Origin of the sequence: Sandaracinobacteroides saxicola, assembly GCF_014117445.1 — a bacterium.
Lineage (GTDB): Bacteria > Pseudomonadota > Alphaproteobacteria > Sphingomonadales > Sphingomonadaceae > Sandaracinobacteroides_A > Sandaracinobacteroides_A saxicola.
In genome coordinates this window covers 1038584-1063766 of sequence record NZ_CP059851.1, presented here as the reverse complement: position 1 = coordinate 1063766, position 25183 = coordinate 1038584, and the positions used below count along the sequence as shown (strand labels likewise).

At 69.7% G+C, this 25183-nt stretch carries 27 protein-coding genes; 9 read left to right on the top strand and 18 right to left on the bottom strand.

Annotation, left to right across the window (positions count from 1 at the left end):
- Positions 1 to 83: 83 nt before the first annotated feature.
- From H3309_RS05325 to H3309_RS05315, 3 genes are all read left to right on the top strand, one after another.
- Positions 84 to 1229: a M23 family metallopeptidase gene (locus H3309_RS05325; protein ID WP_243453909.1), complete on the top strand. Its 1146-nt coding sequence runs from the start codon at positions 84 to 86 to the stop codon at positions 1227 to 1229.
- Positions 1230 to 1320: 91 nt separating this feature from the next.
- On the top strand, positions 1321 to 1647 hold the full coding sequence (erpA, locus tag H3309_RS05320) for an iron-sulfur cluster insertion protein ErpA (protein WP_182297717.1): 327 nt from the start codon (positions 1321 to 1323) through the stop codon (positions 1645 to 1647).
- A complete protein-coding gene (locus H3309_RS05315; RefSeq protein WP_182297716.1) occupies positions 1644 to 2426 on the top strand; it encodes an exodeoxyribonuclease III in 783 nt (260 codons plus the stop codon). Before erpA ends, H3309_RS05315 begins: the two co-directional genes overlap by 4 nt.
- Here the strand turns inward: H3309_RS05315 and H3309_RS05310 are convergent.
- The 6 genes from H3309_RS05310 to lptF form a co-directional block, all read right to left on the bottom strand.
- Entirely contained in the window at positions 2419 to 3735 is a 1317-nt protein-coding gene (locus tag H3309_RS05310) for a metal-dependent hydrolase family protein (protein WP_182297715.1), read from the bottom strand. The genes H3309_RS05315 and H3309_RS05310 overlap by 8 nt on opposite strands.
- Before the next feature lie 62 nt (positions 3736 to 3797).
- Positions 3798 to 4934: an N-acetyltransferase gene (locus H3309_RS05305; protein ID WP_182297714.1), complete on the bottom strand. Its 1137-nt coding sequence runs from the start codon at positions 4932 to 4934 to the stop codon at positions 3798 to 3800.
- A complete protein-coding gene (locus H3309_RS05300; protein WP_182297713.1) occupies positions 4931 to 5761 on the bottom strand; it encodes a sterol desaturase family protein in 831 nt (276 codons plus the stop codon). The genes H3309_RS05305 and H3309_RS05300 overlap by 4 nt, the downstream gene beginning before the upstream one ends.
- A gap of 31 nt (positions 5762 to 5792) precedes the next feature.
- Positions 5793 to 7031: a hypothetical protein gene (locus H3309_RS17640; RefSeq protein ID WP_182297712.1), complete on the bottom strand. Its 1239-nt coding sequence runs from the start codon at positions 7029 to 7031 to the stop codon at positions 5793 to 5795.
- Positions 7028 to 8122 carry an LPS export ABC transporter permease LptG gene (gene lptG, locus H3309_RS05290; RefSeq protein ID WP_182297711.1) on the bottom strand — a complete coding sequence of 365 codons (1095 nt, stop codon included), beginning with the start codon at positions 8120 to 8122 and terminating at the stop codon, positions 7028 to 7030. Before lptG ends, H3309_RS17640 begins: the two co-directional genes overlap by 4 nt.
- The gene (gene lptF, locus H3309_RS05285) at positions 8122 to 9336 is read right to left on the bottom strand and encodes an LPS export ABC transporter permease LptF (protein ID WP_182297710.1); all 1215 of its coding nucleotides are present in this window, start codon (positions 9334 to 9336) and stop codon (positions 8122 to 8124) included. The genes lptG and lptF overlap by 1 nt, the downstream gene beginning before the upstream one ends.
- 98 nt (positions 9337 to 9434) lie before the next feature.
- Between lptF and H3309_RS05280 the strand changes: the two genes are divergently transcribed.
- The 3 genes from H3309_RS05280 to H3309_RS05270 are packed head-to-tail and all read left to right on the top strand — an operon-like array spanning position 9435 to position 11622.
- Positions 9435 to 9917 carry a DUF2141 domain-containing protein gene (locus H3309_RS05280; RefSeq protein WP_182297709.1) on the top strand — a complete coding sequence of 161 codons (483 nt, stop codon included), beginning with the start codon at positions 9435 to 9437 and terminating at the stop codon, positions 9915 to 9917.
- Positions 9914 to 10813, top strand: coding sequence for a diacylglycerol/lipid kinase family protein (locus H3309_RS05275; RefSeq protein ID WP_182297708.1), 900 nt, complete (start codon positions 9914 to 9916; stop codon positions 10811 to 10813). The genes H3309_RS05280 and H3309_RS05275 overlap by 4 nt, the downstream gene beginning before the upstream one ends.
- Positions 10810 to 11622 (top strand): hypothetical protein, encoded by an 813-nt coding sequence (locus H3309_RS05270; RefSeq protein ID WP_182297707.1) that lies wholly within the window; start codon positions 10810 to 10812, stop codon positions 11620 to 11622. The genes H3309_RS05275 and H3309_RS05270 overlap by 4 nt, the downstream gene beginning before the upstream one ends.
- Before the next feature lie 3 nt (positions 11623 to 11625).
- Here the strand turns inward: H3309_RS05270 and aroC are convergent, their stop codons facing one another.
- The 5 genes from aroC to H3309_RS05245 all read right to left on the bottom strand — a co-directional run bounded on the left by aroC (position 11626) and on the right by H3309_RS05245 (position 17036).
- The gene (gene aroC, locus H3309_RS05265; RefSeq protein ID WP_182297706.1) at positions 11626 to 12699 is read right to left on the bottom strand and encodes a chorismate synthase; all 1074 of its coding nucleotides are present in this window, start codon (positions 12697 to 12699) and stop codon (positions 11626 to 11628) included.
- 125 nt (positions 12700 to 12824) lie between these two features.
- Positions 12825 to 14180, bottom strand: a complete 1356-nt coding sequence (locus tag H3309_RS05260) for an efflux transporter outer membrane subunit (RefSeq protein ID WP_182297705.1) — start codon at positions 14178 to 14180, stop codon at positions 12825 to 12827.
- Positions 14181 to 14209: 29 nt separating this feature from the next.
- Positions 14210 to 15193 (bottom strand): efflux RND transporter periplasmic adaptor subunit, encoded by a 984-nt coding sequence (locus H3309_RS05255; RefSeq protein ID WP_182297704.1) that lies wholly within the window; start codon positions 15191 to 15193, stop codon positions 14210 to 14212.
- Positions 15190 to 15903, bottom strand: coding sequence for an ABC transporter ATP-binding protein (locus tag H3309_RS05250; protein ID WP_182297703.1), 714 nt, complete (start codon positions 15901 to 15903; stop codon positions 15190 to 15192). The genes H3309_RS05255 and H3309_RS05250 overlap by 4 nt, the downstream gene beginning before the upstream one ends.
- Complete coding sequence (locus H3309_RS05245; protein ID WP_182297702.1) at positions 15900 to 17036, bottom strand: ABC transporter permease; 1137 nt, start codon at positions 17034 to 17036, stop codon at positions 15900 to 15902. Before H3309_RS05245 ends, H3309_RS05250 begins: the two co-directional genes overlap by 4 nt.
- Before the next feature lie 73 nt (positions 17037 to 17109).
- On the opposite strand from H3309_RS05245, the gene H3309_RS05240 reads away from it, so the two are divergent.
- Positions 17110 to 17790, top strand: a complete 681-nt coding sequence (locus tag H3309_RS05240; protein WP_182297701.1) for a TetR/AcrR family transcriptional regulator — start codon at positions 17110 to 17112, stop codon at positions 17788 to 17790.
- Positions 17787 to 18218: a low affinity iron permease family protein gene (locus H3309_RS05235; RefSeq protein WP_182297700.1), complete on the top strand. Its 432-nt coding sequence runs from the start codon at positions 17787 to 17789 to the stop codon at positions 18216 to 18218. The genes H3309_RS05240 and H3309_RS05235 overlap by 4 nt, the downstream gene beginning before the upstream one ends.
- On the opposite strand, the gene H3309_RS05230 is transcribed toward H3309_RS05235, so the two are convergent.
- The 7 genes from H3309_RS05230 to H3309_RS05200 form a co-directional block, all read right to left on the bottom strand.
- Positions 18175 to 19275: a lipase family protein gene (locus tag H3309_RS05230; protein WP_182297699.1), complete on the bottom strand. Its 1101-nt coding sequence runs from the start codon at positions 19273 to 19275 to the stop codon at positions 18175 to 18177. The two genes, H3309_RS05235 and H3309_RS05230, sit on opposite strands and share 44 nt — an antisense overlap.
- A gap of 97 nt (positions 19276 to 19372) precedes the next feature.
- The gene (locus H3309_RS05225) at positions 19373 to 19903 is read right to left on the bottom strand and encodes a hypothetical protein (protein ID WP_182297698.1); all 531 of its coding nucleotides are present in this window, start codon (positions 19901 to 19903) and stop codon (positions 19373 to 19375) included.
- The gene (locus tag H3309_RS05220; RefSeq protein WP_182297697.1) at positions 19900 to 20376 is read right to left on the bottom strand and encodes a hypothetical protein; all 477 of its coding nucleotides are present in this window, start codon (positions 20374 to 20376) and stop codon (positions 19900 to 19902) included. Before H3309_RS05220 ends, H3309_RS05225 begins: the two co-directional genes overlap by 4 nt.
- A gap of 36 nt (positions 20377 to 20412) precedes the next feature.
- Positions 20413 to 21993 (bottom strand): cisplatin damage response ATP-dependent DNA ligase, encoded by a 1581-nt coding sequence (locus H3309_RS05215; protein WP_243453851.1) that lies wholly within the window; start codon positions 21991 to 21993, stop codon positions 20413 to 20415.
- Between the two features lie 67 nt (positions 21994 to 22060).
- Positions 22061 to 22420 carry a hypothetical protein gene (locus H3309_RS05210; RefSeq protein WP_182297695.1) on the bottom strand — a complete coding sequence of 120 codons (360 nt, stop codon included), beginning with the start codon at positions 22418 to 22420 and terminating at the stop codon, positions 22061 to 22063.
- On the bottom strand, positions 22413 to 23417 hold the full coding sequence (locus H3309_RS05205) for a ligase-associated DNA damage response exonuclease (RefSeq protein WP_182297694.1): 1005 nt from the start codon (positions 23415 to 23417) through the stop codon (positions 22413 to 22415). The genes H3309_RS05210 and H3309_RS05205 overlap by 8 nt, the downstream gene beginning before the upstream one ends.
- 43 nt (positions 23418 to 23460) lie before the next feature.
- Positions 23461 to 24261 carry a hypothetical protein gene (locus H3309_RS05200; RefSeq protein ID WP_182297693.1) on the bottom strand — a complete coding sequence of 267 codons (801 nt, stop codon included), beginning with the start codon at positions 24259 to 24261 and terminating at the stop codon, positions 23461 to 23463.
- A 157-nt stretch (positions 24262 to 24418) separates the two neighbouring features.
- Between H3309_RS05200 and H3309_RS05195 the strand changes: the two genes are divergently transcribed.
- A complete protein-coding gene (locus H3309_RS05195; RefSeq protein ID WP_182297692.1) occupies positions 24419 to 25177 on the top strand; it encodes an SDR family oxidoreductase in 759 nt (252 codons plus the stop codon).
- Positions 25178 to 25183 lie beyond the last annotated feature (6 nt).

Sequence of the window (25183 nt, the reverse complement as noted above, 5' to 3'; positions counted from 1 at the left end):
CAAGCGGACAACCGCAACGGGAATATCAATGGGTCGAGGGTTTGGCGCACGCTGAACTGCACAAGAGGGTCGAACGCGTGGACATGCCAAACCGGGGTGCCTGGAAACGGGCCGACGAATGGTTGTCCCGCATCCTGCCCGAACGGCGGATCATCCTGCACAGCGCCAGCAAAACCCGCGACATAAGGGTCGGATCGGGTACGCAAGCAATGGCAATGACGATGACTGCATTGGTGGCCGGGTGGATGAGCCTCTCGACCGCCACCATGGTGGCTCCCAGTCCCAAGGATGCCGAACTGGCCGCCATGCAGGCGCAGATCGCCGCCATGAAGGCCGACACCGCCGCGCTCCAGGGCACCGTCGCCACCACCGCCGAACGGATCGAGGCGCGCCAGCAATTCCTCGCCGGCCTCCTCACCGGCAAGACCCGCCCCGATGCACTCGCCAACATGCTGCCCCGCCTGGGTCGCGGCAAGACCGCCATCGATCCCTCCCAAGCCGGCGTGCTGAAACCCTTCGCCGAACTCGAAGCCGCGCAGCTCGCCTTCGTCGACAAGGCCGCCGCCACCGCCGAAACCCGCCTGCGCGATGCCGAAGCGCTGCTCGCCCGCCTCGGCCTCAACGCCGACCGGTTCGTCGCGCAATCCAGCTTCGCCGCCCGCGGCCGCCTCGGCATGGGCGGGCCCTATGTCCCCGCCACCGGCGGCGCCGACCCGCGCTTTGCCGACCTGTTCGTCAACTGGCAGCGCGTCTCGCAGCTCGAAGACGCGATGACCGCGCTGCCCTCCTTCATGCCGGTCGCCTCCTTCAGCTACACCAGCGGCTTCGGCTTCCGCTACGACCCCTTCCATGGCGGCGCCGCCAACCACCAGGGCGTGGACATGGCCGGCGCGCACGGCGAACCGATCCGCGCCAGCGCCGGCGGCACCGTGGTCCGCGCCGGCTGGTTCGGCGCCTATGGCAACACCATCGACATCGACCACGGCCGCGGCATCATGACCCGCTATGCCCACCTGTCGCGCATCCGCGCCCAGGTCGGGGACCGCGTCAATGTCGGCGAGACCATCGGCGCCATGGGCTCCACCGGCCGCTCCACCGGCACCCACCTGCATTTCGAGGTTCATGTCGATGGCCGCCAGGTCAACCCGCGGCCCTTCCTCGACGCCACCGGCTTCGTCCTCGCCATGCAGCAGAGCCGCGTCGGCCCGCAGCTTGCCGACGCGCAGTAACGGCGTCGGGCCGCAACGGGCCAAGGCGCAATAACGCCGCCCAGAACGCCCCGTGCTTGCCGCCACCGCGCGCAACGCCTATCTAGCCGCCATGAGCATCGCCCTCTCCCCCGCCGCCGCGGCCCGCGTTGCGACCATCGCGGCACGACAAGGCAAGACCGGGCTCAAGCTCCGCCTTTCCGTCGATGGCGGCGGCTGCGCCGGATTCCAGTACAAGTTCGGCCTCGATGACGCCGCCACCGACGACGATACCGAAGTCACCACCGACGGCGTTGGCCTGCTGGTCGACAGTGTCAGCCTGCCCTTCGTCGAAGGCGCGACCGTCGATTATGTCGAGTCGCTCGGCGGCGCCGCCTTCCAAGTGAAGAATCCGAACGCCGCCTCCAACTGCGGCTGCGGCACCAGCTTCTCGGTGTGAGGATCGCCACCTACAACGTCAACGGCATCGGCGCCCGCCTGCCCCGCCTGCTCGACTATCTCGGCCACAGCGGCAACGACATCGTCGTCCTCCAGGAAATCAAGTGCCAGACCGACAATGTCCCTGTCGCGGCGCTGAATGACGCCGGCTGGCAGGTCGCCGCGCACGGTCAAAAGGGCTTCAACGGCGTCGCCATCCTCGCCCGCACCGCCATCACGCCCACGCAAACCGGCCTGCCCGGAGACGACGGCGACGAACAGGCCCGCTACCTCGAAGCCGAGGTCGCCGGCATCCGCCTCGGCTGCCTCTACCTCCCCAACGGCAACCCGCAGCCCGGCCCCAAGTTCGACTACAAGCTGGCCTGGATGGAACGCCTCAACGCCCACGCCGCGCAGCTGCTCGCGCTCGAAACCCCCACCGTCCTGCTCGGCGACTATAACGTCATCCCCACGGATGCGACGATCGACATCGCCCGCCCCGCCATGATGGCGAACGACGCGCTGACCCAGCCGCAAAGCCGCGCCGCCTTCCGCCGCCTGCTCGCCCAGGGCTGGACCGACGCGATCCGCACCCGTCACCCGCACAGCCCCTGCTACACCTATTGGGACTATCAGGCCGGCGCCTGGCAGAAGAATTGGGGCTTCCGCATCGACCACCTGCTGCTGTCGCCCGCTGCCGCGGACCGCCTGGCGGACGCCGGCGTCGATGCCGACACCCGCGGCGAGGACAAGGCCAGCGACCACGCCCCCGCCTGGGTGCAGCTTCGCGCCGCTACTTGATCAGGCTCTGAACCACCTCGCCGCCCTTGATGATCATCGAGAATTTCGTCGCCGGCGCCGCCAGCAGGTCGATGTTCGCCAGCGGGTTGCCGTCCACCAGGATCAGGTCGGCAAGCGCCCCCTGCTCCACCACGCCCAGCCTGCCCGGATAGGGCGTGCGCGGCCCCGACAGCGCCAGCAGCTGGGCATTGTCATGCGTCACCAGCTTCAGGATCTCCGCCGGCGTGAACCAGGGTTTCAGCCTCAGGATATAGGCATTCTGCTGCGCGTTCAGGTCCGGCTCGAACAGGAAATCCGTGCCCCAGGCCAGCTTCACCCCCAGCCGCTTCGCCATCGGCCACACCCGGTCCTGCCCCTCGATCACCGGCCGCCGCTTCTCGCGCCGCCCCGCGTCCATCGCCTCGGTGGTCGCGACCAGATTCTGCCCCGACAGCCAGATGCCCTTCTCGGCCATCAGCTTCAGCGTCGCCTCGTCCAGCAGCTGGCCATGCTCGATGCACTTCACCCCCGCCTCGATGGCCCGCCGCACCGATTTCGGCGTATAGGCGTGCACTGTCACATAAGTGTTCCAATCGTCCGCCGCCTCGACCGCCGCCTTCATCTCATCCAGCGTATATTGCGTCACATCCAGCGGATCATATTCGGATGAGGTCCCGCCACCCGCGCTGATCTTGATCTGGCTGGCGCCCATCCGCAGATTCTCGCGCACCGCCGTCAGCACCTCGTCACGCCCGTCGGCGATGATCCCGATGTCGAATTTCTCCACCCGGCTCAGCTTGCCGCTGAACCGCCGCGACGGCTCGTCGCGCGCCCTGAGGTCGGCATGGCCACTGGTCTGGCTGATCATGTTGCCCGATGGCCAGATGCGCGGCCCCGGCACCTTCCCCGCGTCGATCGCGGCCTTCAACGGCCACACCGGCCCGCCGACATCGCGCACCGCGGTGAACCCCCGCAACAGCATCGCCCGCGCCTGCGCCCCCGCGGCGGCGGCGATCCTGTCCGGCGTCAGGTCGTCCCGCCCCAGGTCCGCCGGCCCGAAGGCGTTGAACATCATGTGCACATGCACATCGATCAGGCCCGGCATCAGCGTGCCGCCACGGCCATCGATCACCCGGGCGCCGTCCGCCGCCTGCCCGGGCGCGATGCGCTGGATCACCCCGTCGCGCACGCTGACATCGGTCGCCGGCCCCAGCCGCCCGGCCACCACGTCCAGCACCCGCACGTTGCGCAACAGCAGCGCCTCCGCCGCCGCCGGCACTGCCGCCAGCAGCGTCAGGCACAGCGCCATCAATCCAGACAGAAACCGCATCAACGCCTCCCTCACCACAAGGGCCTCAGGATGCCCCGGCCCGGCCCCGCCGGCAAGCAGGGTCAGAGCGGCTTTTCGAAAATCCGGTAGGTGCGGCTGATCTCGCTGTCGATCGCCTTGGCGATGCTGCGCATCGGCTCATTGTCCTCCAGGATCCAGCCGATTTCCCCCCGCGTCGCGCCATAATTCGCCACCGACGCCCGCCGGATATACTCGATCATCATGAACGCCATCATCGACGCCGCGCGCGTCCCCTGCAAATGCGTCCGCACCCCCATCAGCGGCACGCGCATGCGGCTGACCTTCGGTTTGCGCAACCGCCACAACAGCTTCGCCCAGCCGAACGGAAACAGCCGGCCATCCAGGTCCGCCGTCAGCTCGTTGACATCGGGCAGCGTGATCATGAAGGCCACCGGCTCGCCGTCATATTCGGCGATGCGCACCAGGTCGGCGAACACGATCGGCTTCAGCTTCTTGCCGACATAGGCCACCTCGGCGTCGGTCAGCGGCACGAACCCCCAATTCTCCGACCAGGCCTCGTTCAGGATCGACAGCACCAGCGCCGCCTCCTGCGCAAAGCGCGCCTTGTCGATCTCGCGGATGCGGATGCGTCCGCCCTTCTCCCCCGCCGCCACGATGCGCTGCACCAGCGGCGGAAAGGGCTTGCTGATGTCCAGCTCCCAGGCGTGCAGGTCCCTCACGCCCCGATAGCCCGCCGCCAGCACGTCGCGCTCGAACCAGGCGCGGTGGTGCCCCATCATCACCGTCGGCCTGGTGTCAAAGCCGCTGACCAGCAGCCCCGGCTCGTCCCAGATGCCCAAGGACAAGGGCCCCTGCGCGATGGTCATCCCCTTGCCGCGCAGCCACGCCTCGGCCGTCGCGATCAGCGCGGCGCCCACCGATGGATCATCGACATAGTCGAAGAACCCCCATTGCCCCAGCCCCGGCCGCCGCTCCTGCACCAGCCGGTCCACCTGTGCCGACACCCGTCCCACCGGCACCCCGTCACGCTCCGCCAGCCAGAAGGCCGCCTCGCCATGTTCGAACCAGGGGTTGGATCCCCTTTCGGCAATCAGCCCGTGCACCTCGGACTTCAGCGGCGGCACCCAGGCCGGATCATCGCCATAGATGCGCCACGCCAGATCGACGAACGCCTTGCGGTCTGCCCCGCTCAGGACGGGGCGGATGGAAACCGTCACGCCGCGCTGTCTGCCGGCATGCTGTCGTTCGCCGCCTCGTTTGCCGCCGCCCGCCGCCGCGGATGCCCCTTCGCCACCCCGTCCGACATGGCCGCCACCCACGGGTAATGCCGCGCCACCTCGTCGGTATAGCCCAGGTTGAACACCGTCGCGCTCTTCAGCTTGCGCTGCTCCCGCTCATAAAAGGTGCCGAACAGCCGGTCCGGCCAGAAGCTGGTGATGCCGAAATTGCCGCTCTCATCATGGAAATGGTGCGCCATGTGCCGCGCCTTCATCGCCGCCAGCACCCGGTTCTTCGGCTTGTAGCTCAGATGCTGGATGCAGTGCACGAACTCATAGACGCAGGTCGTCAGCAACCCGGCGCACAATGCCACCGCAGCGCCCCCCAGCCCACCGATCAGCCAGCCGACCGGCACCGTCGCCACCACGATCGTCGGCAGCGTGGTGTAGAGCGCGCCGAACAGGATCTCCAGGTGATTGGGGTCCTGGTGATGGTCATAATGAATGCGCTTCCAGGTGCGCGCGGTCAGCGGCGATTTCCACATCCACTTGCCGTGCAGCACCCAGCGATGCAGCGCATACCAGATCAACGGATAGGCCGTCACCACGAACAGCGCCGCCACACTGCCCGCCAGCAGCGACGGCGGGTTGTAGAACGCCACCACCGCGCTCACCACCGCCAGCAGCAGATAGGCCTGGATGGCATAATATTGGAAATAGGCCACCACCAGTTGCCGCAGGGTCATGCGGTCCAGGTGATGCCGCTGGTTCCAGATGCCCGGCCGCGCCGCATGGGCCACCTTCAGCAATGTCGCAGAGATCGTCATGACCGCGCCCTATGGTTGCAATACGGCGAATTTAGGACGCCCGCGCCGTTCCGCCACCCCGCCCCCCGGGCAACAAGGTCGCACCCGGCAACAATCGATGCGCCGCGATCGCCGACAGCAACGCCCCCGCCGCCACCGCCACCGACACCGCGGCGGCAAAGGCATCGGCCGGCACCGCAAGCGGCAGCAGCACCAACATGCCGCCGGCAAGCAGCACACCCACGCCACTGATCGCCAGCGGCACCCGCGGCGGCGCCAGCACCTCCACCAGCGCCGCGTGCGGGCTCAGCACCGCCTCCACCGTCCGCGCCCCGATCAGCAGCACGCCCGGAACCACCGCCCCCGCCAAGGCCCCCCGTGCCAGCAGCGGCAGCAAGGCCAGCATCAACAGGCCCAGCGGCAGCCCCAGCCGCAACGCCGTCCGTCGCGCCTCATCCAGCAACGCCAGCCGCGCGCCCGTTTCCGCCGCGGCCGCGACCGACGGCATCACCGCGGCGATCACCGTCCGCAGCAGCTGCGGCACCGACGCCAGCTTGCGCGCGAACAGGAACAGCGCCGCCGCACCGGCCGCGCCGGCCGGCACCATCACCGCCATCAGCAGCGGCGGCCCATCGGCCAGCGCCCGCCGCAGCAACGCACCCGGCGCCAGCGCCAGGCCCCGCCCCAGCAACGGCGCCAGCAGCGGCACCACCGCAACCCGCTCCCCCGCCGGCCCCATCTGTCGCCGCAACCGCGCCAGCAACAGCAGCACCACAGCCACCGCCGCGCCACCATGCGCCAGCAACAGCGTCAGCGCCGTTGCCGGCGCCAGCAGCAGCGCCGCCACCGCCAACCCCACGCGCAGACCAGGTTCGGCGAACAGTCGCAGCATGACATCACCTGTGAAATCCTGTTTCGCCCGCAAAACAGCACCAAGCAGATCACCTGCCACCACCACCGGCAATAAAAGTCCCACAACGGCCCAAATCGGTGTCGGCGCCAACACCGCCCCCGCCGCGCCCAACAGCAGCGCCGGCAGCACCCCGATGCCCAGCGCCCACCCCACCAGCCGCCGCGGCGCCGTCAGCCGCGGCACGAACCGCTGCACCGCCGCCGACATGCCCAGGTCCAGGCTGCCCAGCCCCAGCGTCAGCGCCGCCGCAGCGATGGCATAGCCGGCGTAAATCTCCAGCCCATAGAGCCAGACCAGCAGCGGCACCGCGCCAATGTCGATCGCCGCCCCCAACCGCCCCAGCGCCCCCACGCGGAAGGCACGGGCAAAGGCGCTCATTCCTCGGTGCGGAACAGCACCGCTTCCCCCACCAGCAGGAACAGCAGAAACGGTGCCCAGGCGGCGGCGATCGGCGGCAGGCTGCCGAAATCCGCCATCGCCATGGCAAAATTGTCCGCCACGAAAAACGCAAAGCCCAGCGCCAGGCCGATCACCGCACGCACGAACAGCCGCCCCGACCGCGCCAGCCCGAACGCCGCCACCGCCCCCAGCAATGGCATCAGCGCGGCGGAAAGCGGGCCAGAAATCTTGTGGTTCAGCTTTGCGACCAGCGTATCCGTCGGCTTGCCCGCCGCCCGCAGGTCATTGACCGCGGGCCACAATTTCCAGAAGGGCAGATGGTCGGCATTGACATTCTGCGTCGTGAACTGCGCCGGCTCCGCCTGCGACGGCAGGTCCAGCGTCGTCATCCGCTCCTGCCGCCCCGACGCGACATCGAACCGCCGCACCTGCCGCAGCCGCCAGCCCGCCGCCTCGGGGATCGCGCTGTCGGCGCGGACGATGCGCAACAGCCGGTCATTCTCCCGGTCATAGACCGTCAGGTTGACGAGCATCGTCGACGCACCGACCCCGCGCACCTGGTCGGCATGATAGAGATCCGCCCCCACCCGCACCCAGACCTGCGTATTGGTCGGCGCGACCTTCGGCACCGGATGATAATCCGCCGCCTTCCACCGGTCGAACTCGCTCTTCGCCCGCGTCAGCACCGTCTCGTTGAAGGTGAAGCTCACCGCCGCCACCCCCAGTGCCACCAGGATCAGCGGCGCCAGGATCTGGTGCGCGCTGATCCCCGCGGCCTTCAGGATCACGATCTCGCTGTTCTGGTTGAGCGTCATCAGCGTCAGCAGCGTGCCCAGCAGCACGCAGAAGGGCAGGAACAGCGCGATCAGCTGCGGCAGCCGCAGGCTGACATAACGCCACAGGTCGGCCTCGCCATTACCCGCCACCTTCAGGATCTCGCCCGATTCCCCCAGCAGGTCGAGCGTCTGCAAAATGATGACGATGCCCGCCAGGAAGGCAAGGCTGCGCCACAGGAACATCAGCCCCGTATATCGCGCGAGGGTGGATGACGGAAACAGCCGTGCCAGCATCAGCCCGCGCTCCGCGCGTCATCGCGCCATGGCCGCGCGAACAGCCGCTTTGCCGCCCCCGCCAGCTTGCCGACCCCGCGGTCCAGCGCCCCGATCGGCTGCCCCCCCGGCTTGTGCGCCAGCACATGGTAGAGCCAGATGCTCAGCGCGGCGAACAGCGCGTACGGCACCCATTGCGCCAGCAGCGGGTCGACCCGGCCGATGCTCCCCATCCGCTCGCCATATTCGGTCAGCTTGTGATAGGTCACCAGCAGGATCACCGACAGGAACACCCCCAATGCCGAGGTGCTGCGCTTCGGCGGCACCGCCAGCGCCACCGCCAGCAGCGGCAGCAGGAACATCACCACGCACTGCACCACCCGCCGGTGGAAGGAGGCGAGCGCGCTGTTCCGCGCCTCCGCCGTCAGCGTCGGATCATGCCCGAACCGCCACAGCTCCGGCACCGTCAGCTCCATGTTGCGGCCACCCCGCGCGCGGAAATTGTCCATCGCCGGCAGGTCGATGGGCAGGTCATGCTGCAGGAAACTCAACACGCGCGGCACGCCGAATCCCGGCGCATCATGCACCAGCGTGCCTTCCCGCAGCCGCAGGATGATGACATCGGGGTCGTCCGTGCGCAGAAAGGTCCCGCGCGCCGCGCTCACCGCCAGGCTGCGGCCATCGACGGCCGAGGCGCGCACGAACACCCCGCGCAGGTCGGCGCCCTTGTTGAAACTCTCCTCCACCCGCAACGTCATCCGGTCGGAGAGTCGCGCGAACGCCCCCACCTTGATCGAGGCCCCCAAGGCGCCCGAGCGCAATTCATAGCGCAGCCCCTCATAGGTGTAGCGGCTGATCGGCTGCAGGAATCCCACGATCCCCAGGTTTACCAGCGCGAAGAACAGCGCGAACAGATAGGGCACGCGCAGCAGCCGTCCATAGCCGATCCCCACCGCGCGCAGCGCGTCCAGTTCCGACGACAGCGCCAGCCGGCGGAACGCGAGCAAAATCCCCAGCATCACGCCGATCGGGATGCCCAGCGACAGATATTCCGGCAGCAAATTGCCCAGCATCTGCCACACCACGCCCACCGGGCCGCCTTCCGAGATGACGAAGTTGAACAGGTTCAACATCTTGTCCAACAGCAGCAGCATGGCCGCGATCACCAGCGTGGCGAACAGCGGCACGATGATCAACCGGAACAGATAGCGGTCGAACCGCGTAAGGAACGCCATGGCCACCGTGGTAAGCGGCTTTCGCGGGAAAATCCATATTCCCTCTGCCCCTGCCCGATTCTGGCCGCAACATGCTGCCAAAGCATGACAGGCTTTCCATGAAACACCCCCCGTCCCTGCTGGCGCTGGCCCTGCTTCTGGCGTCCGTTCCCGCGTCGGCCTGCACCGCGCCCGACGGGGGATCGGCGGTCAGCGTCACCGTATATGGCTTCAAGGACCGATCCGGGCAGCTGCGCGTTCAGCTCTACCGGGCGCTGGAGAGCGAGTTTCTGGTGAGCGGCAAATATGTCACCCGTGTCGACACCCCGCTGACCCCCCAGGGCAGCATGACCGTCTGCGCCACCGTGCCGGTGCCCGGCACCTATGCCGTCGCCGTCCTGCACGACCGCAACCGCAACGGAAAGCTCGACCCCTTCAGCGACGGCGTCGGGTTCGGCGGCAACCCCCGGCTGCGCCTTGGCAAACCAGCGGTGAGCAAGGTCAGCCTCACCCTGCCGCCGGGCCACAGCAGCCTTACCGTCCAGCTCAACTATCTGCAGGGCCTGCGCATCGCGCCGGTCGCGGGTGGCGGCACGCCGTGATCGGCCTCATCACCAACCGGCGCTCGGCCGTGAACCGCGCGCGATCGGCGGGTACACTACAGGCCAACATCGACGGCGTGCGATCCGTCGAACTGGACGGCATGGCCGACGCGGCGCAGGCCCTGCACGACTTGCGACACGCCAGGCTGCTGATCGTCAACGGCGGCGACGGCAGCGTCCAGGGCCTGCTGACCGCCCTCCACCACGAAGGCCGCTGGCGCGACGCCCCCGCGCTCGCCGTGCTGCCCGCCGGCGAGACCAACCTGATCGCCCGCGACCTGGGCATGGCGGGCACCCCCGATCAATTGCTGCACCGCCTGCTGCGCGAGGAAGGCCGCCTCGTCACCCGCGCGCCGCTGATCGTCGAGCAGGGCAACCGCTCCGACGTCGGCCTGTTCGCCGCCGGCGCCGGCCTCTCCGAATCCATCCTCTGGTGCCGGCAGGCGCTCTACCGCCGAGGCCTGCCGCACGGCCTCAGCCATGCGCTTGCCGCCACCCGCGCCATCGGCGGCGCGCTCGTCGGCAACTGCCAAAGCCCGGCGACGGTCGCCATCGACGCCGCGCCACCCGCCCGGCGCGATCTCCTCGTCCTGATCGCAACCGCGCTCAAATCCCTGCTGTTCGGGCAGGCGCTGGCACCGCCACCGGGCGATGGCTTCCAGCTCATCACCGTCGCCCGCAACCGCCGCACCGTCGCCACCGGCCTCGGCGATTTCCTGCGCGGCCGGCTCGGCGCCCGTCCCATCCCCGGTGTCGGCTTCGACCATGTCCGCCGCGTGGCGCTGCACGGCAACAGCACGCCTCTCGTCCTCGATGGCGAAGATATCGGCCTGCGCCCCGACGGCATCGTCACCCTGCGCGCCCTGCCCCCCCTGTGCTTCGTCGAACTGGCATGACCGCGCCCGAGCCCATCACCATGCTCGCCGACGCCATCGCGGCGCGCTTTCCCGGGACACAGGCCGTCATCTTCTACGGCGCCGCGCACCGCAGGGATCCATCGTCCGGCCTCCCCGATTTCTACGCCGTCGTCGCAGGCTACCCCCAGGCGCACCGCACGCGGCTGGCGGCCCTGGCCAATGCCCTGCTGCCCCCCAACGTCTATCACCTCACCGCCGGCGGCCGGCGCGCCAAGGTGGCCGTCGTTTCCACCCGGCATTTCCAGCGCGATTGCGGCCCGCACGCCCGCGACATCAGCCTGCTCGCCCGGATGGCGCAGCCCGTGCGGGTCGTCCGCTGCACCCCCGCGTTCGAGCCTTGGCTGCGCGCCGGCCTCGCCCATGCGCAACGGACGCTGCTCGCCCACACGCTGCCGCTGCTCCCGCCCGACACGCCCCCCTCCGCCGTCTGGGAAAATGCCCTCGCCCGCAGCTATGGCTGCGAGCTGCGCGCCGAAAGCAGCGGGCGGGCGTCCGCGATCATCGCCGCGGACCCAATGCATTTCGCCGCCACGCCCGCCGTCCCTCTGCCCTCCGCCGCCACCGCCCGCCGCTGGTGGCGCCGCATGCGCCGCCGCGGCAAGCTGTTCAGCGTCCTGCGCCTGCTGAAGGCCAGCTTCACCTACACCGGCGGCCTGGACTATCTCGCCGACAAGATCAGCCGCCACAGCGGCGCCACCGTCATCATCCGCCCCTGGATGCGCCGCGTGCCGATGCTCGCCGGCCTGATCCTCGCGCCCAGATTGTGGCTGCAAGGCGCGATCCGATAAGGCTCAGCGACCCGTCTGCCCGCGGTGCATCAGCATCGCGTCCGCCAGCACCAGCGCCATCATCGCCTCCGCCACCGGCGCCGCGCGAATGCCCACGCACGGGTCGTGCCGCCCCTTGGTGACGATCTCGGTCGCCGCCCCCGCCCGGTCGATGGTCGCCACCGGTGTCAGGATGCTGCTCGTCGGCTTCAGCGCCATCCGCACCACGATCGGCTGCCCGGTCGAAATCCCGCCCGCCGTCCCGCCGGCATGGTTCGCGGCAAACATCGGCCGGCCATCGGGCCCCGGTGCCATCGCATCGGCATTCTCCTCGCCGCGCAGCCGCGCTGCCGCGAACCCGTCGCCCACCTCCACGCCCTTCACCGCATTGATGCTCATCATCGCCGCCGCCAGCTGCCCGTCCAGCTTGTGATAGACCGGCGCCCCCCACCCCGCCGGCACGCCCGTCGCCGTCACCTCCACGATCGCCCCCAGCGATGACCCGGCCTTGCGCGCCCCATCCAGCAGCCCCTCCCACCGCGCCGCCGCCGCGGCATCGGGGCAGAAAAAGGGGTTGCGCCCAATTTCGTCCGCATCGAACGCCGCCCGGTCGATGGCGTCGCCGCCCAGCTCCACCAGATAGCCGCTGATGCCGACGCCTGCGATCACCTTGCGCGCCACCGCACCCGCCGCCACCCGCGCCGCCGTCTCCCGCGCGCTCGACCGCCCGCCGCCGCGCGGATCGCGAAAGCCATATTTGGCGTCATAGGCATAGTCGGCATGGCCTGGCCGGTACTTCGCCGCCACCTCGCCATAATCCTTCGACCGCTGGTCGACATTGCGGATCACCAGGCTGATCGGCGTCCCGGTCGTCCGCCCCTCATACACGCCGCTCAATATCTCCACGACATCCGGCTCCTGCCGCTGCGTCGTGAAGCGGTTCTGCCCCGGCCGCCGCCGGTCCAGAAACGGCTGGATATCCGCCTCGCCCAGCGCCAGCCCCGGCGGGCAGCCGTCCACCACCGCGCCCAGCGCCGGGCCATGCGATTCCCCCCAGGTCGAAAAGCGGAACAGATGGCCGAAACTGTTGAAGCTCATGCCACAGCCTTGGCGCCCGGCAGCGCAGGTGGCAAGACCGGAGCGGGCCTTGCCACCTTTCCACCCGCTATTGTCGCCATCGGCGGAATGCGGCACGCGCCGGCCGGCCGCCGGAAAACACCGCCCTAGCCCTGACCGCCCGCCGCCTGCCACAGCAGCAGCGCCCGCTCCAGCGCCTCGCCCTGCGCCTCCAGCTCGGCATCACGCGCCGCCAGTTTCGTCCGTCGCGCGTTCAGCCAGTCGGTCATGCTGGTCAGCCCGCCGCGGAACTGCGCCCCCGCCAGCCCCTCGGCATCCGCCGCCGCCTGCGCCGCCGCCGCCAGCCGCGCCTGCCGCTCCCGCGCCGTCCGTGCCGCCACCAGCTGCTGCTCCACGTCGCCGATCGCCAGCAGCACCGCCCGCCGATAGCCCGCCAGTGCCTCCGCCCGCGCGCCGCGGTTACGGTCCACCTCCGCCGTTGCCCGGCCGAAATCGAGCAGCGGCGCGCTCAGCGTCCCCGCCACGCTCGCCGCCAGCGTCGCCGGATCGAACAGCGCCGCCGTCGTCGTCGCCAGCCACCCCAAAGACCCGGTCAAGGTCAACCTGGGGTAGCGCGCCCGCACCGCCGCTGCCAGGTCGCCGTCCGCCGCGCGCAGCCGCGCCTCCGCCGCCGCCACGTCCGGCCGCCGCTGCAACAGCAGGCTCGGCACATCCACCACCGGCAGCGCATCCGCCACCGGCAGCCCCGCCCCGTCGGACAGCAGCCGCCGCACCTCCGCCACGCCCAGGCCACTCAGCACGCTCAGCCCCGCCACCTCCGCCGCGCGCGCCGATTCCAGCGCGGGCGCCACCGCCGCCGCCTGCGCGGTCAGCGTCGCCGCGCTCGCGGCCTCGCTGGCGCTCACCAGCCCCGCCTGCACCCGGTCGCGCGCCAGCCGCTCCAGCATCTCCGCCTGCGCCACACTGTCCCGCGCCGCCGCGATCCTCAGGTCCAGCGTCCGCACCGCGAACACGCCCTTGGCAATGTCCCCCGCCAGTGTCAGCCGCGTCGCCGCCGCATCGGCGGTCGCCGCGTCCAGCCTCGCCCGCGCCGCCCGCGATCCCGCCGCCAGCCGGCCGAACAGGTCGGCTTCATAACTCGCGCTCACCGCCGGATTGAAGGTCGTCCGCTCGCGCTCGAACCGCTGGCCCGGCGGCAGGGTGAAGCCAAACTGGTCCAGCGATGTGCGCTGCTGCGTCACCGTCGCGTCGACATTCACGTTCGGCAGCCGCGCCGCGCCCGCCGCATCCAGCCCGGCGCGCGCCTGCATCACCCGCGCCAGCGCCACCTGCACATCGGGCGCATCCGCCATCGCCTGCGTCACCAGCGCCTCCAGCGCCGGGTCCCGCAACCGCGCCCACCAGGCCGCCCGGTCCATCCCCACCGTCGTCTCACCGAACGCCGCCGGCACCGTCCCCGCCGGCAGGCCCTTCAGCTCCCCGACGCCCGCGCAGCCCGCCATGCACAGTGCCGCAAGGCCAAGCAGCACCCTCATTTCGCCGCCGCCGGCTGGCGGGCGGGAATGAAGGCGTCCACCTGCTGCCCGATGAAAAAACCCTCGGCGTTCGCGGGCAACGCATAGATCACCTGCAACACCCGCACATCCACCCGCTCGGTCGAGGCATTGGTCAGGCTCCGCTTCGGCACCACCAGCGGCTCCAGGCGCACGAAGGTCGCCCGCACCTGCTGGCGCGCATTGCCGCGCACGCTCACCATCGCCGGCGCCCCCTGCTGCACGCGCGGAATCTCGGTCTCGTCCACGTCGATCCGCACATGCAGCGGGCGGGTCTCGCCCAGCGTCATCGCCGGATCGCTGCTCCCCCCCGGCGGCGGCCCCGCCGTCACATATTGCCCGGGCCGCGTCCGCACCTGGAGCACCTCCGCCGCGCGCGGCGCCCGGATCACCCGCCGCTCGATCTCCGTCTGCGCCGCCGCCACGGCGGCTTGCGCGCGCGCCACATCCGCCCGCGCCAGCGCCACGCGGGCCTCCGCCGCCTCCAGCGCGCCCTTCCGGTCGATCCGCGCCTGCTCGCTCACGGCGCGCGGATCCGCCACCCCGGCCAGCAACGCCGCCTGCCGGCGCGCATTGCCCGCCTCCACCTCGGCGCTCGCCAGCGCCCGCCGGGCATAGTCCAGCCCGGCGCGCTCCTGCCGCAGCCGCGCCGCCACGTCGCGGTCGTCGATGGTCATCAGCACCTGCCCCGGTACCACCCGGTCGCCCGCCACCACGCGCACCTCGCGCACCACCCCGGGCACCAGCGCGGTCACCTGGATGAGCTCGCTCGACGGCTCCACCACCCCGGCGCCGGAGACGCTGCCGCTCTTCGCCTGTGCCTGAGGCGCCACCGGCGGCAGCGCGGCCGGTTCCGTCATGCTTCGGTCCGGCGCCCCCCGCAGGATGATCACCAGCGCCACCAGCAGCAGCACAACAGCGATGATCGGCAGGCCGTAACGCCCGAAACTGGGTCTCTTCATGCGTGCATGTCCTCTGCCGGAATCTCTTTGCCATCGGACGTGATGCGCCCGTCCTCCATGCCGATGATGCGGTCGGCCAGCGGGAAGATGCGGTTGTCGTGCGTCACGATCAGCACCGCCCGCCCGGGCACCAGCGCCACTTCGCGCAACACCTCCATCACGCGCCGGCCGCTGGCCGCATCCAGCGCCGCCGTCGGCTCGTCGCACACGATCAGGCGGGGCTCGTGCACCAGCGCCCGGGCGATCGCCACCCGCTGCTGCTGCCCGCCCGAAAGCTGCCGCGGCATGCGCTTCGCCAGCGCCCCCAGGCCCAGCCGCCCCAGCACCTCGGCGCCGCGTTCCACCGCTTCCGCGCGCTTCACACCGGCCGCGATCAGCGGCACCGCCGCATTCTCCGCCGCGTTCAGCGTCGGCAGCAGGTTATACTGCTGGAAGATGAAGCCGATGTTCGCCAGCCGGTACCGCACCAGCGCGTCCTTGCTCAGGTCATAAAGCTGCGTCCCGAACAGCTCCACGCCGCCGCTGTCGGGAAACAGGATGCCCGCGATGATCGAGATCAGCGTCGTCTTCCCAGACCCCGATTCCCCCACCAGATAGGTCAGCTCCCCGGCGTTGATCCGCGACGAGATGCCGTGCAGCACCTCCACCCGCGTTTCGCCGCTGCCGAAGCCCTTGGTGATGCCGTCAAGGACAATCGCCGCCGCGCTCATCGGAACACCTCCGCCGGCTCGAGCTTCAGCACGCCCCGGATGGCGACGAACCCGGTCAGGATGACCATGATGAACACCACCACGCCCGTCCCCGCCATGATCTCCCACGGCAGGTAGAATCCCTTGAAGGCATCGGAATTGCTGCTGCCGCTGATGAACAGCGCGGTCAGCCCGGCGCCGATGCCAAAGCCGATGGCGGCGATCCACAGCGCCTGCGTCAGCACCATGCCGCGGATGGCGCCATTGGTCACGCCGATCGCCTTCAGCGCGCCGAACTGCTTGATGTTGTCACGGATGAACAGGCTGAAGGTCAGGCCGACGATGGCAATCCCCACGATCAGCCCCAAAAGCACGGTGATGCCGAAATTGATCGGAATCCCCGTGCTCGTCGCCACATAGAGGATATTGTCCCACGCCCATTCGTTGCGCGTCCGCGCCTTCAGGCCGGTGACGGCCTCGATCCGCCGCGCCACCGCGGCGGCATCCTCGCCCGCCTTCGCCTTCGCCAGCACGAAGGTCATGCGGTTGCGCGTCCCCGGCACGAAATCCAGCGCCTGGCTGTATCGCGTATAGAACAGCACCCCCGCGGTGAAGGTCGGCGCGCCGTCGACGATCCCCTTCACCACCGCGCGGCGGTCGTTCAGCTCCAGCTCGCGCCCCACCTTGGGGCCCTCGCCGGGAAAAATCTTCTTGAAGCCGATGGGGTCCACCAGGATCGCCCCCGGCTCGAACAACCCCTCCCGCACCCCCTCGACCATGCGGCTGGGCAGCCCGGTCAGCGTCGCGTCGTCCACCCCGATCACGCTCACCCGCTCCAGCCGCCCCTCCGGCGTCCGCACGCTGCCGCCTTCGCGCAGGTGCGGCACTGCCCAGGCCACGCCCGGCACCCCGCGCACCCGGAACAGGTCGGTCGCCGGCAGCGCCAGCGTCCCCTCGGTGTTCACCGCCTTCGCGTCCATCACCCAGATGTCCGCCGTGCTCACGTCGAACACCCCGGCCGCCGCCCGCAGCATCAGGTTGGTGAACAGCGTCGCCTGCTGCGCGATCAGCAGGGTCGAAAAGGCGATGCCAAAGATCAGCCCGAAATATTTGACTCGGTCGCCGGTCAGCATCCGAAGGGCAATCCAGGGCACGCGGCGACTCCGTTAGTGGAACAGTCATTCCAATAACCCTTGCGCCGCTGCCGTCAAGCGCCATAATGTCCCCATGCCCCGCCCCCGTTCCGCCGAGCATGAAGCCGCCCGCCGCGCCCATATCCTGCGCGCCGCCGCCGCCTGCTTCCGACAACGCGGCCTGCACGGCGCCACCATGGCCTCCATCTGCAAGGCGGCCGGCATCGGCACCGGCGCGCTCTACCACTGGTTCCCGTCGAAAGAGGCGCTGATCGAGGCGATGGCAGAGACCGACCTCGCGCTCATCCGCGGCTTTGCCGAGCGCCTGCACAGTTTCGAGGACCTGATCCAGAGCGCCATCGGCCCGCCCGCCGCTTCCGACCACAACAGCGGGCTGGGCAATGTCGGCGGCCTCGGTCCCGAACTCCTCCTCGCCGGCCCGCTCGCTTTCGACCTGTTCGCGGAGGCCAGCCGCAACCCCCGCATCCACGCCATTTTGCACGCCCACTACAGCGGGGTGCGCGCCACCTTCATCGCCCGCATCGCCGCCGCCCGCGCCCGCGGCGACATCGCCGCCGACGTCGAACCCGCCGCACTCGGCATCCTCATCGGCTCGCTGCGCGAAGGCCTCGGCGTCATCGCCACCATCGAACCCGCCTTCATCGATGACGCCATGCATCGGCTCGCCCGCGCTATGCTCGAAAGCGTCGCCCACCGCCCCGTGAACGCGATGTCACCGGACACTCTCCCCTCCCGGAACGTTGAGGCCCCATGACCCAGCATCAGACATTGGAACATCGCTTCGGCCGCGCCGCCTCCTCGGTCGCGCATGTCGCCGGAAAGCCCGCCACCTTCGGCCTTTGCTGCCTGCTCATCCTCGGCTGGGCCGTGCTCGGCCCGCCGCTGCATTATTCGGAAAACTGGCAGCTCGTCATCAACACCGGCACCACCATCATCACCTTCCTGATGGTGTTCCTGATCCAGAATACCCAGAACCGGGACAGCGCCGCCCTTCACGCCAAGCTCGACGAGATCATCCACGCGCTGGACAAGGCCGAAAACCGCTTCATCGGCATCGAGGATGATGACGAGTCCACCATCCGCACCCTGCGAGCCGAGCAGCGCGCCCGCCCCGACCTGAGCGATCCGCCCGCCCCGCCTATCGCGGTGCCCGACACGTCCCCGCCTCTGCCGCGCCGCTGAACCGGTCGGCCATCCACGCGACCGCCGTCGCCGCCGTCGCCACCGCATTGCCGGCATGGTCGCCGCCTGCCACGCTTACATAGCGCACCACTTCCCCGCGCTTGCAGCTCTCGCCCACGAAGCGCTCGGTCACGCCCGCCCGCACCAGGTCATCCGCCGCCCCTTGCGTCACCAGCAGCGGCACCCCGATCGGCTCCCGCCCCAGCGAGTTGCCCGCCGCCACCACCCGCCACGCCGGCCGGTCGACGATGTTCACATCGCCCAGCCGCACCATCAGCCGCAGCGCATCCACCTTCGTCCCGAACCTGCCCTCGCCTTGGCACGCCTTGCCGAAGCTGCGGATCACCCCCGCCGTGGTGCGGTTGCCCAGGTCGCCCAGCTTCAGGCCATAGACCCGCTCCCAGCTCGTCGCCACGAAGGCGCTCAGCACCGCCCGCGCCTTCGGGTCCGCCGCGCCGAAATTCGCCACCAGGTCGGTCGGCGGAGACGCCGCCGCCACGCCCACCAGCGTCAGCTCCGGCGCCTCGGCGCGCGCCCGCTGCCCGGTCCACAGCGCCGCATGCCCGCCCTGGCTGTGCCCCCAAACGGCAAAGCGCGTCCCCGCCCCCGCCGCCGGGATGCGCCCCGCCGCCCGCACCGAATCGAGCGCCGCCCGCGCCGCCGCGCTGCCCACCAGATAGGCGTGCGGCCCCGGCGTCCCCAGCCCCGGATAGTCGGTCGCCACCACCACCCAGCCGCGGGCGATCATGTCCGCCAGCCCGGGGATCGATTTCGGCCCGTAGAGCTTCGACGGCGAGCAGGCTTCCGCCACCCCCACCGTGCCATGCGTCCACGCCACCACCGGCCGCCCGCCCGCCGGCGCCGCCCCCTTGGGCGCGATCACCATCCCCGTCGATTCCGTCCGCCGGCCGTCTCGGTCGTGCGTCTCATAACGGATGGGCCAAGCCTCCGCCCCCACCGGCGCCCCCGCCAGCGGCACCTTCACCAACAACCGCCCCGGCTCGGCCGCTACCTGGCCCGCCATCATCATCGCCACCGCCGTAAGCAATGCCCGCATGGGCCCCTCCCACAATCAACTGAAAAGTTAATTTTCGCAGCCTGCCAAGCCGTGCCAATCGCAACAGCCCAAAAATACCGACCGCGTCAGCATGCCGCTATGGCCGCGCCACCGCCGGCGCTGTCTCCCGGATCGTATAAACCTGCGTCAGATATAGGTAGAAGAAGCCCAGGCTGATGGTCAGCACCACCAGCCCCAGCACCGGGGATGAAATCTCCGCCATCCCGCCGAACTTGAACGTCGTCGCCGTCGGATCGGCCTCGCCTTTGCGCCGCCGCGCACCGAAGCCGAAAAACTGCAAGCCCGCGAAAACCAGCCCGGAGGTCGTCAGCACATAGACCATCACCGCCGCCGCCTCGGTCCAGAACTGGTGTCGCTCATACATGCGCGCGTTATAGCGATGCACCGCGGCATTATATTTCTGCGCCTCGATCGCCGCCTGGAACTGCCACGCGCACAGGGACTCCGCGCGCGGGTTGGGCGCCGGGCCCAACGCCAGGCACGGATCGGCCGCTGCCTCCGAAGCATGCGTTGCCGGCGCCCCCAGCCGCTTGGCCACTTCCTCGGCGGTTTCCGCAAACGCTGCCACCGGCCACAACAACAGAAACAGCAACAGCCAGCGGCTCACGGCTTGCCCCGGCTGATCACGACATCATCGCCCAGCAGGATTCGGGTCAGGTCCTGCGAAAGCTGCTGCTGCGGGCAGGTCGTTCCCGCCGCCTTGTCGGCGATCAACTTCACCGTGGCGGCACCCACCAGCGCCTCCACGCGCTTGCGAAAACCGGCCATTTCCGCCGTCGTCAGCTCCGGCCCACAGGCATTGCCGAACGGATTGCCCTTCTGCTGCATCACATAGGTGCCGCCCGTCGGCACCAGCTGCACGCTGCCCGTCGGCGTCGCCAAAGTCTGGCATTCGGGGCAACTTTTCAGAAATTCGGCCATTCTCGCCTGCGGAGACAGCAGCGCCGCCGTCTTCACCTCCACCTTTGCCAGCATCGACGGCTGTAACAGCGCCCCGGGAATGACCTTGGCACTATTCTGTTGCGCCTGAACCGCCGGGCACAGCGCCAGCGCAGCCGCCAAAAGCAGAAATCCCCGCATCCGACATCCCCTCCATGCCCGATCAGGCTAACATAGTCACGCCTGTCCCGCCACCATCGCCCGCAACCCCTTGACCGTATCCGCCTCGGCCGCCGGCTTGTCCGTCCGGATGCGGCTGATCCGCGGAAAGCGCATGGCGAGCCCGCTCTTGTGACGGCTGCTCTCGCCGATGCTGTCGAACGCCACTTCCAGCACCAGCGTCTTCGCCACCTCCCGCACCGGGCCGAACCGCGCGACGGTATGGGCCCGCACAAACTTGTCCAGCCACTTCAGCTCCTCGTCGGTGAACCCGAAATAGGCCTTGCCCACGGGCAGCAGCCCGCCATCCTCCGTCCACGCGCCAAAGGTGAAATCGCTGTAGAAACTGCTGCGCTTGCCGCTGCCCCGCTGCGCATACATCAGCACGCAATCCGCGGTCAGCGCCGCCCGCTTCCACTTGTACCACAGCCCCGCCCGCCGCCCGGCGACATAGGCGCTGTCCCGCCGCTTCAGCATCAACCCCTCGATCAGCGGATCGGGCGCCGCCGCCCGCAGCGCCGCCAGCTCATCCAGCGTCGCCGCCTCCAGGTCCTCGGAAAGGTCGAACCGCAGCGGGTCCAGCCCCGCCACCACCTGCCGCAGCCGCGCCCGCCGTTCCATCAGCGGCAAGGCGCGCACATCCTCCGCCCCATCGAACAACAGGTCATAGGCGCGCACAAACGCCGGCGCCTCCGCCATCAATTTCGCCGACGGCGCCTTCCGCCCCAGCCGCTGCTGGAGCGCATTGAAACTGCCCAGCCCGCCATCGGCGCCCCGCACCATCAGCTCGCCGTCCAGCACCAGGTCGCGCGCCAGCGTTGCGATCGCATCCGGGAAACTGCCGGACACGTCATCCCCCGTCCGGCTGAACAGCCGCGCCTCGCCCCCCACCCGCACCACCTGCACCCGGATGCCGTCCCATTTCCACTCGGCCAGCCAGTCCGGCACATGCAGTGTCTCCGGCGCCTCCAGCGGGTGCGCCAGCATGAAGGGCCGGAACAGCGCCCGCGCCGACAGGTCGGGCTTCGGCCCGCGCCCCTCGCCCCAGGCGAACAGCTCGGCATAGGGCGGGGTCAGCCCGTGCCACAGCTCCTCCACCTCTCCCACATCCACGCCCCATTGTTGCGCGAACGCCAGCTTCGCCAGCCGCGCCCCCGCCCCCACGCGCATGCCCCCGGTCGCCAGCTTGATGAACGCCCAGCGCCCGGTGATGTCCAGCCGCGACAACAGGTTGCGCACCACCCCCGGCGCCTCCGCCCGCCCCAGCCGCGCCAGGATGCCCACCATCGCGTCCAGCCCCGGCGGCTGCTCCGGGTCGCTGTACGGCCACAACAGGCTCACCGTCTCCGCCAGGTCCCCCACATAGTCCCGGCTCAACCGGAACAGCAGCGGATCGACCGCTTCCTCCATCAACGCCCGCAACACGCTCGGCTGCACCGCCGGCAGGTCCAGCTCGCCGGTCAGCGCCGCCAGCGCCCACCCCCGGTCCGGCTCCGCCATCGCCCGCAACGTCTCGCCGATCCGCCGCAACTTGGCATTCCGCCCCGGCGTCACCACCAGCGCGTCAAGCAACTCGGCAAACTGCGCGAAACTGTTCACCGTCCCTCGATCCTCCCCTGCAAGGGGAGGTGGCCGCGCAGCGGACGGAGGGGTGATGCCGATGACGTCAAAGCGATGCATTCCCCACCCGCACCCCGGCCCGCGGCAAAGCCGCCGGGTCCGGTGCAGGAAAAAGAAAAGAAGAAAAGGTCGGCAAAGCCGACTCGTCGGACGGCTCGGGCCTTGCCCGCCCGTCGTCCGGGACTGCGGCGAGTCGAAGGTCTTTGCACGATTGCTGCGCAATCCTGCTCCAGACTGTCGCCGCCTCCGGCCGCAGAAACTGTTCGAGAAATTGCTCAGGGTGAGGCGAAAACGCTGATTTTCGAGCATCGAAGCGCAGCGCACTTACGGTGCGTGAGCATCGAAGCGCAGAAAATCGGCGTTTGCAGCCCGCCCTGGGCGATTTATCGGACAGTTTCTCACTCATCCTCATCCTCCCGCCCCACCAGATGCAGCGCCCGCGCCCGGATCTGGTGCAAACCACACCAGTGCACCAGCGCATCGTCGCGCCCGTGCGTCACCCACACCTCCTTCGGCGCCAGCTCGCGGATCGTCGCCGTCAACTCATCCCAGTCGGCATGGTCCGAGAGGATGATCGGGCATTCCACCCCCTTCTGCTTCGCCCGCTGCCGCACCCGCATCCAGCCGCTGGCGAACGCCGTGATCGGTCCCTCCTCGCGGCTCGGCAGCCGCCGGCTCCAGCGGTCGTTCAATGCAGAGGGCGGCGCCAGCACCACCTGACCCGCCAGCGCCTCCATCGCCACCCCCGCCGCCGGCCGCAGCTCGCCCAGCTCGACCCCCAGCGATTGATACAGCGCGCACAGCCGCACCATCGCGCCATGCAGGTAAATCGGCGCATCCCAGCCCAGCTCACGCATCAGCGCGATCACCCGCTGTGCCTTCCCCAAGGCATATGCCCCCACCAGCAGGCACCGCGCCGGCTCGCTCCGCAACCGCGCCAGCGCCTTTGCCACCTCACCCCGGTCATCCGGATGCCGGAACACCGGCAGCGCGAAGGTCGCCTCGGTCACGAACACATCGCAGGCGACCGCCTCGAACGCCGCGCAGGTCGGGTCCGGCCGCCGCTTGTAGTCGCCGCTCACCACCACCACCGTGCCGCCGCATTCCAGCCGCACCTGTGCGCTCCCCAGTACATGCCCCGCCGGATGCAGGCTGACGCCCACGTCGCCGAACACCGTCCGCTCCCCATAGGCCAGCGGGTTCGCCACCTGCGCGCCATAGCGCGCGTCCATGATCGCCAGCGTCTCCGGCGTCGCCCATACCGCACCATGGCCGCTGCGGGCATGGTCGGCATGGCCATGCGTCACGATCGCCCGCGCCACCGGCCGCGACGGATCGATCCACACGTCCGGCCCCGGCAACCACAGGCCCTCCGGCAGCGCTTTCAGCCAGCCAATCTCCATGTCCCCGATATAGTCGGCCGGAACGGCAATGACAGCCCGGCCCTCAGGGCACCTCCACCTCGACCTCCGCCGAGGCTTCCACACTTTCGCACAGCCGCACCTTCAACGTCACCGGCCCCTTGGCCTTCGCCAGCGCCAGCCCGCTGAACCGCACCGGCGCCGCCACGCACGGATTGAAGGAATAAAACCAGCCCTTCGCCGGCGACACACCGGCCGGCAGCGATCCGCTACCGGACGCCGCCGGCGACACGCCGGGCTTCTCGATGTCCGCCGCCTGTACAAGGTCGATCGAGCGGATTTTATAGGCACCGGCGCTGCCCGCCACCGCCACCGACAGCGCGGTCAGCGTTTTGCCCGTCACCACCGGCGTCACCGTCACCACCGGGTCCCCCGTGGCCGGCGTGCCCCGCGTCCCTTTTGCCCACCCCGTCCCCGCGGTGTGGCCGGCCGTGCCCGGGCAGGGGGTCACGGTCACAGTGCCGGTGATGGCGCTCTGCCCGCTGTTCTTCACCTCGGCGCTGACCGTCGCTTGCGTCGGCTTCACCACCACCCCGCCCGTCACCGCCAACAGCGCCTCGCCGCCCCGCCCGCTCGCCGCCGCCGCGGCCTGCACAGTCGCCGGCGTCGCCAGCGTCACCGGGCCATTGTTCGAAAAAACCACCTGTGCCTGCTCGGCACCCGCGCCCACTGTTGTCGCGGTCACCGTCCTCGCCTCGCCGCAGGTCAGCTGCGCCGGCATGATCCGCACACTGTCCACCTTGGCCAGCCCGTCCGGTTCGCAGCCGGCCACGACCATCGCTGCCGCCACCGCCGACGCCAGCTGCATCCATGTCTTGCCTGACATCACTCTTCCCCCCGCCATGAAGAATGCTGATGTCTCATCCTCTCATATCCCGGCCCGCGGCGTCAATCGGCGGCGTCCTCCCCGCGACAGGCGCGGCTGTCCGTTGTCCGGATAACCGCCGCTTGCAAATCATGACCAACCGGTCAACATTATGCCCATGAACATCGTCATCACCGGCAGCAGCCGCGGCATCGGCCTCGGCATGGCAACGGCCTTTGTCGGGCGCGGCCACCGCGTCATGCTCTCCGGCCGGGACCCGGCCACCCTCGCCGCCGCCGCCACCGCCCTCGGCCAACCCCACCACGCCGCGGACGTCGGCAACCGCGCCGACATGCAGGCGCTGTGGGATGCGGCGCGGGCCGCCTTCGGCACCGTCGACATCTGGGTGAACAACGCCGGCATCACCGGGCCGAAAATCCCGTTCACTGCCTACACCGACGCCGACATCGATGCTGTCGTCCGCACCAACCTCCACGGCCTTTTCCTCGGCACCACCATCCCGCTCGCCGGCATGACCGTGCAAGGCCACGGCACCATCTACAGCTTCGAGGGCTTCGGCAGCGACGGCATGACCGCCCCCGGCCTTACCCTCTACGGCACCACCAAGCGCGCCCTCGGCTACTTCACCAGGTCGATGCAGAAAGAGCTGAAGGACAGCCCCGTGCGGCTCGGCACCATCAGCCCCGGCATCGTCGTCACCGACCTCGTGCTGTCCGCCCGAGAGACCGACCCGGCGGGCTGGGAAAAATCACGCAAGCTCTACAACATCCTCGCCGACCGCGTCGAAACCGTAGCCCCCTGGATCGTCACCCAGGTGCTCGCCGGCAACCTGCGCATCCGCTGGCTCACCACGCCCAAAGCCGCCGGCCGCTTCCTCACCAGCCTGGTCCGCAAGCGCCAGATCATCCCGGCATAGCGCAAT

Coding starts and splice junctions, on each gene's coding strand:
- H3309_RS05270 (WP_182297707.1), top strand. CDS start 10,810: ATGACCGCGCCCGAGCCCATCACCATGCTCGCCGACGCCATCGCGGCG.
- H3309_RS05200 (WP_182297693.1), bottom strand. CDS start 24,261: ATGTCAGGCAAGACATGGATGCAGCTGGCGTCGGCGGTGGCGGCAGCG.
- H3309_RS05205 (WP_182297694.1), bottom strand. CDS start 23,417: ATGGAGATTGGCTGGCTGAAAGCGCTGCCGGAGGGCCTGTGGTTGCCG.
- H3309_RS05310 (WP_182297715.1), bottom strand. CDS start 3,735: ATGCGGTTTCTGTCTGGATTGATGGCGCTGTGCCTGACGCTGCTGGCG.
- aroC (WP_182297706.1), bottom strand. CDS start 12,699: ATGAGCTTCAACAGTTTCGGCCATCTGTTCCGCTTTTCGACCTGGGGG.
- erpA (WP_182297717.1), top strand. CDS start 1,321: ATGAGCATCGCCCTCTCCCCCGCCGCCGCGGCCCGCGTTGCGACCATC.
- H3309_RS05210 (WP_182297695.1), bottom strand. CDS start 22,420: ATGAGTGAGAAACTGTCCGATAAATCGCCCAGGGCGGGCTGCAAACGC.
- H3309_RS17640 (WP_182297712.1), bottom strand. CDS start 7,031: ATGAGCGCCTTTGCCCGTGCCTTCCGCGTGGGGGCGCTGGGGCGGTTG.
- H3309_RS05235 (WP_182297700.1), top strand. CDS start 17,787: ATGACCCAGCATCAGACATTGGAACATCGCTTCGGCCGCGCCGCCTCC.
- lptG (WP_182297711.1), bottom strand. CDS start 8,122: ATGCTGGCACGGCTGTTTCCGTCATCCACCCTCGCGCGATATACGGGG.
- H3309_RS05300 (WP_182297713.1), bottom strand. CDS start 5,761: ATGACGATCTCTGCGACATTGCTGAAGGTGGCCCATGCGGCGCGGCCG.
- lptF (WP_182297710.1), bottom strand. CDS start 9,336: ATGGCGTTCCTTACGCGGTTCGACCGCTATCTGTTCCGGTTGATCATC.
- H3309_RS05195 (WP_182297692.1), top strand. CDS start 24,419: ATGAACATCGTCATCACCGGCAGCAGCCGCGGCATCGGCCTCGGCATG.
- H3309_RS05220 (WP_182297697.1), bottom strand. CDS start 20,376: ATGCGGGGATTTCTGCTTTTGGCGGCTGCGCTGGCGCTGTGCCCGGCG.
- H3309_RS05260 (WP_182297705.1), bottom strand. CDS start 14,180: ATGGCGGGCTGCGCGGGCGTCGGGGAGCTGAAGGGCCTGCCGGCGGGG.
- H3309_RS05325 (WP_243453909.1), top strand. CDS start 84: ATGCCAAACCGGGGTGCCTGGAAACGGGCCGACGAATGGTTGTCCCGC.
- H3309_RS05280 (WP_182297709.1), top strand. CDS start 9,435: ATGAAACACCCCCCGTCCCTGCTGGCGCTGGCCCTGCTTCTGGCGTCC.
- H3309_RS05255 (WP_182297704.1), bottom strand. CDS start 15,193: ATGAAGAGACCCAGTTTCGGGCGTTACGGCCTGCCGATCATCGCTGTT.
- H3309_RS05250 (WP_182297703.1), bottom strand. CDS start 15,903: ATGAGCGCGGCGGCGATTGTCCTTGACGGCATCACCAAGGGCTTCGGC.
- H3309_RS05230 (WP_182297699.1), bottom strand. CDS start 19,275: ATGCGGGCATTGCTTACGGCGGTGGCGATGATGATGGCGGGCCAGGTA.
- H3309_RS05240 (WP_182297701.1), top strand. CDS start 17,110: ATGCCCCGCCCCCGTTCCGCCGAGCATGAAGCCGCCCGCCGCGCCCAT.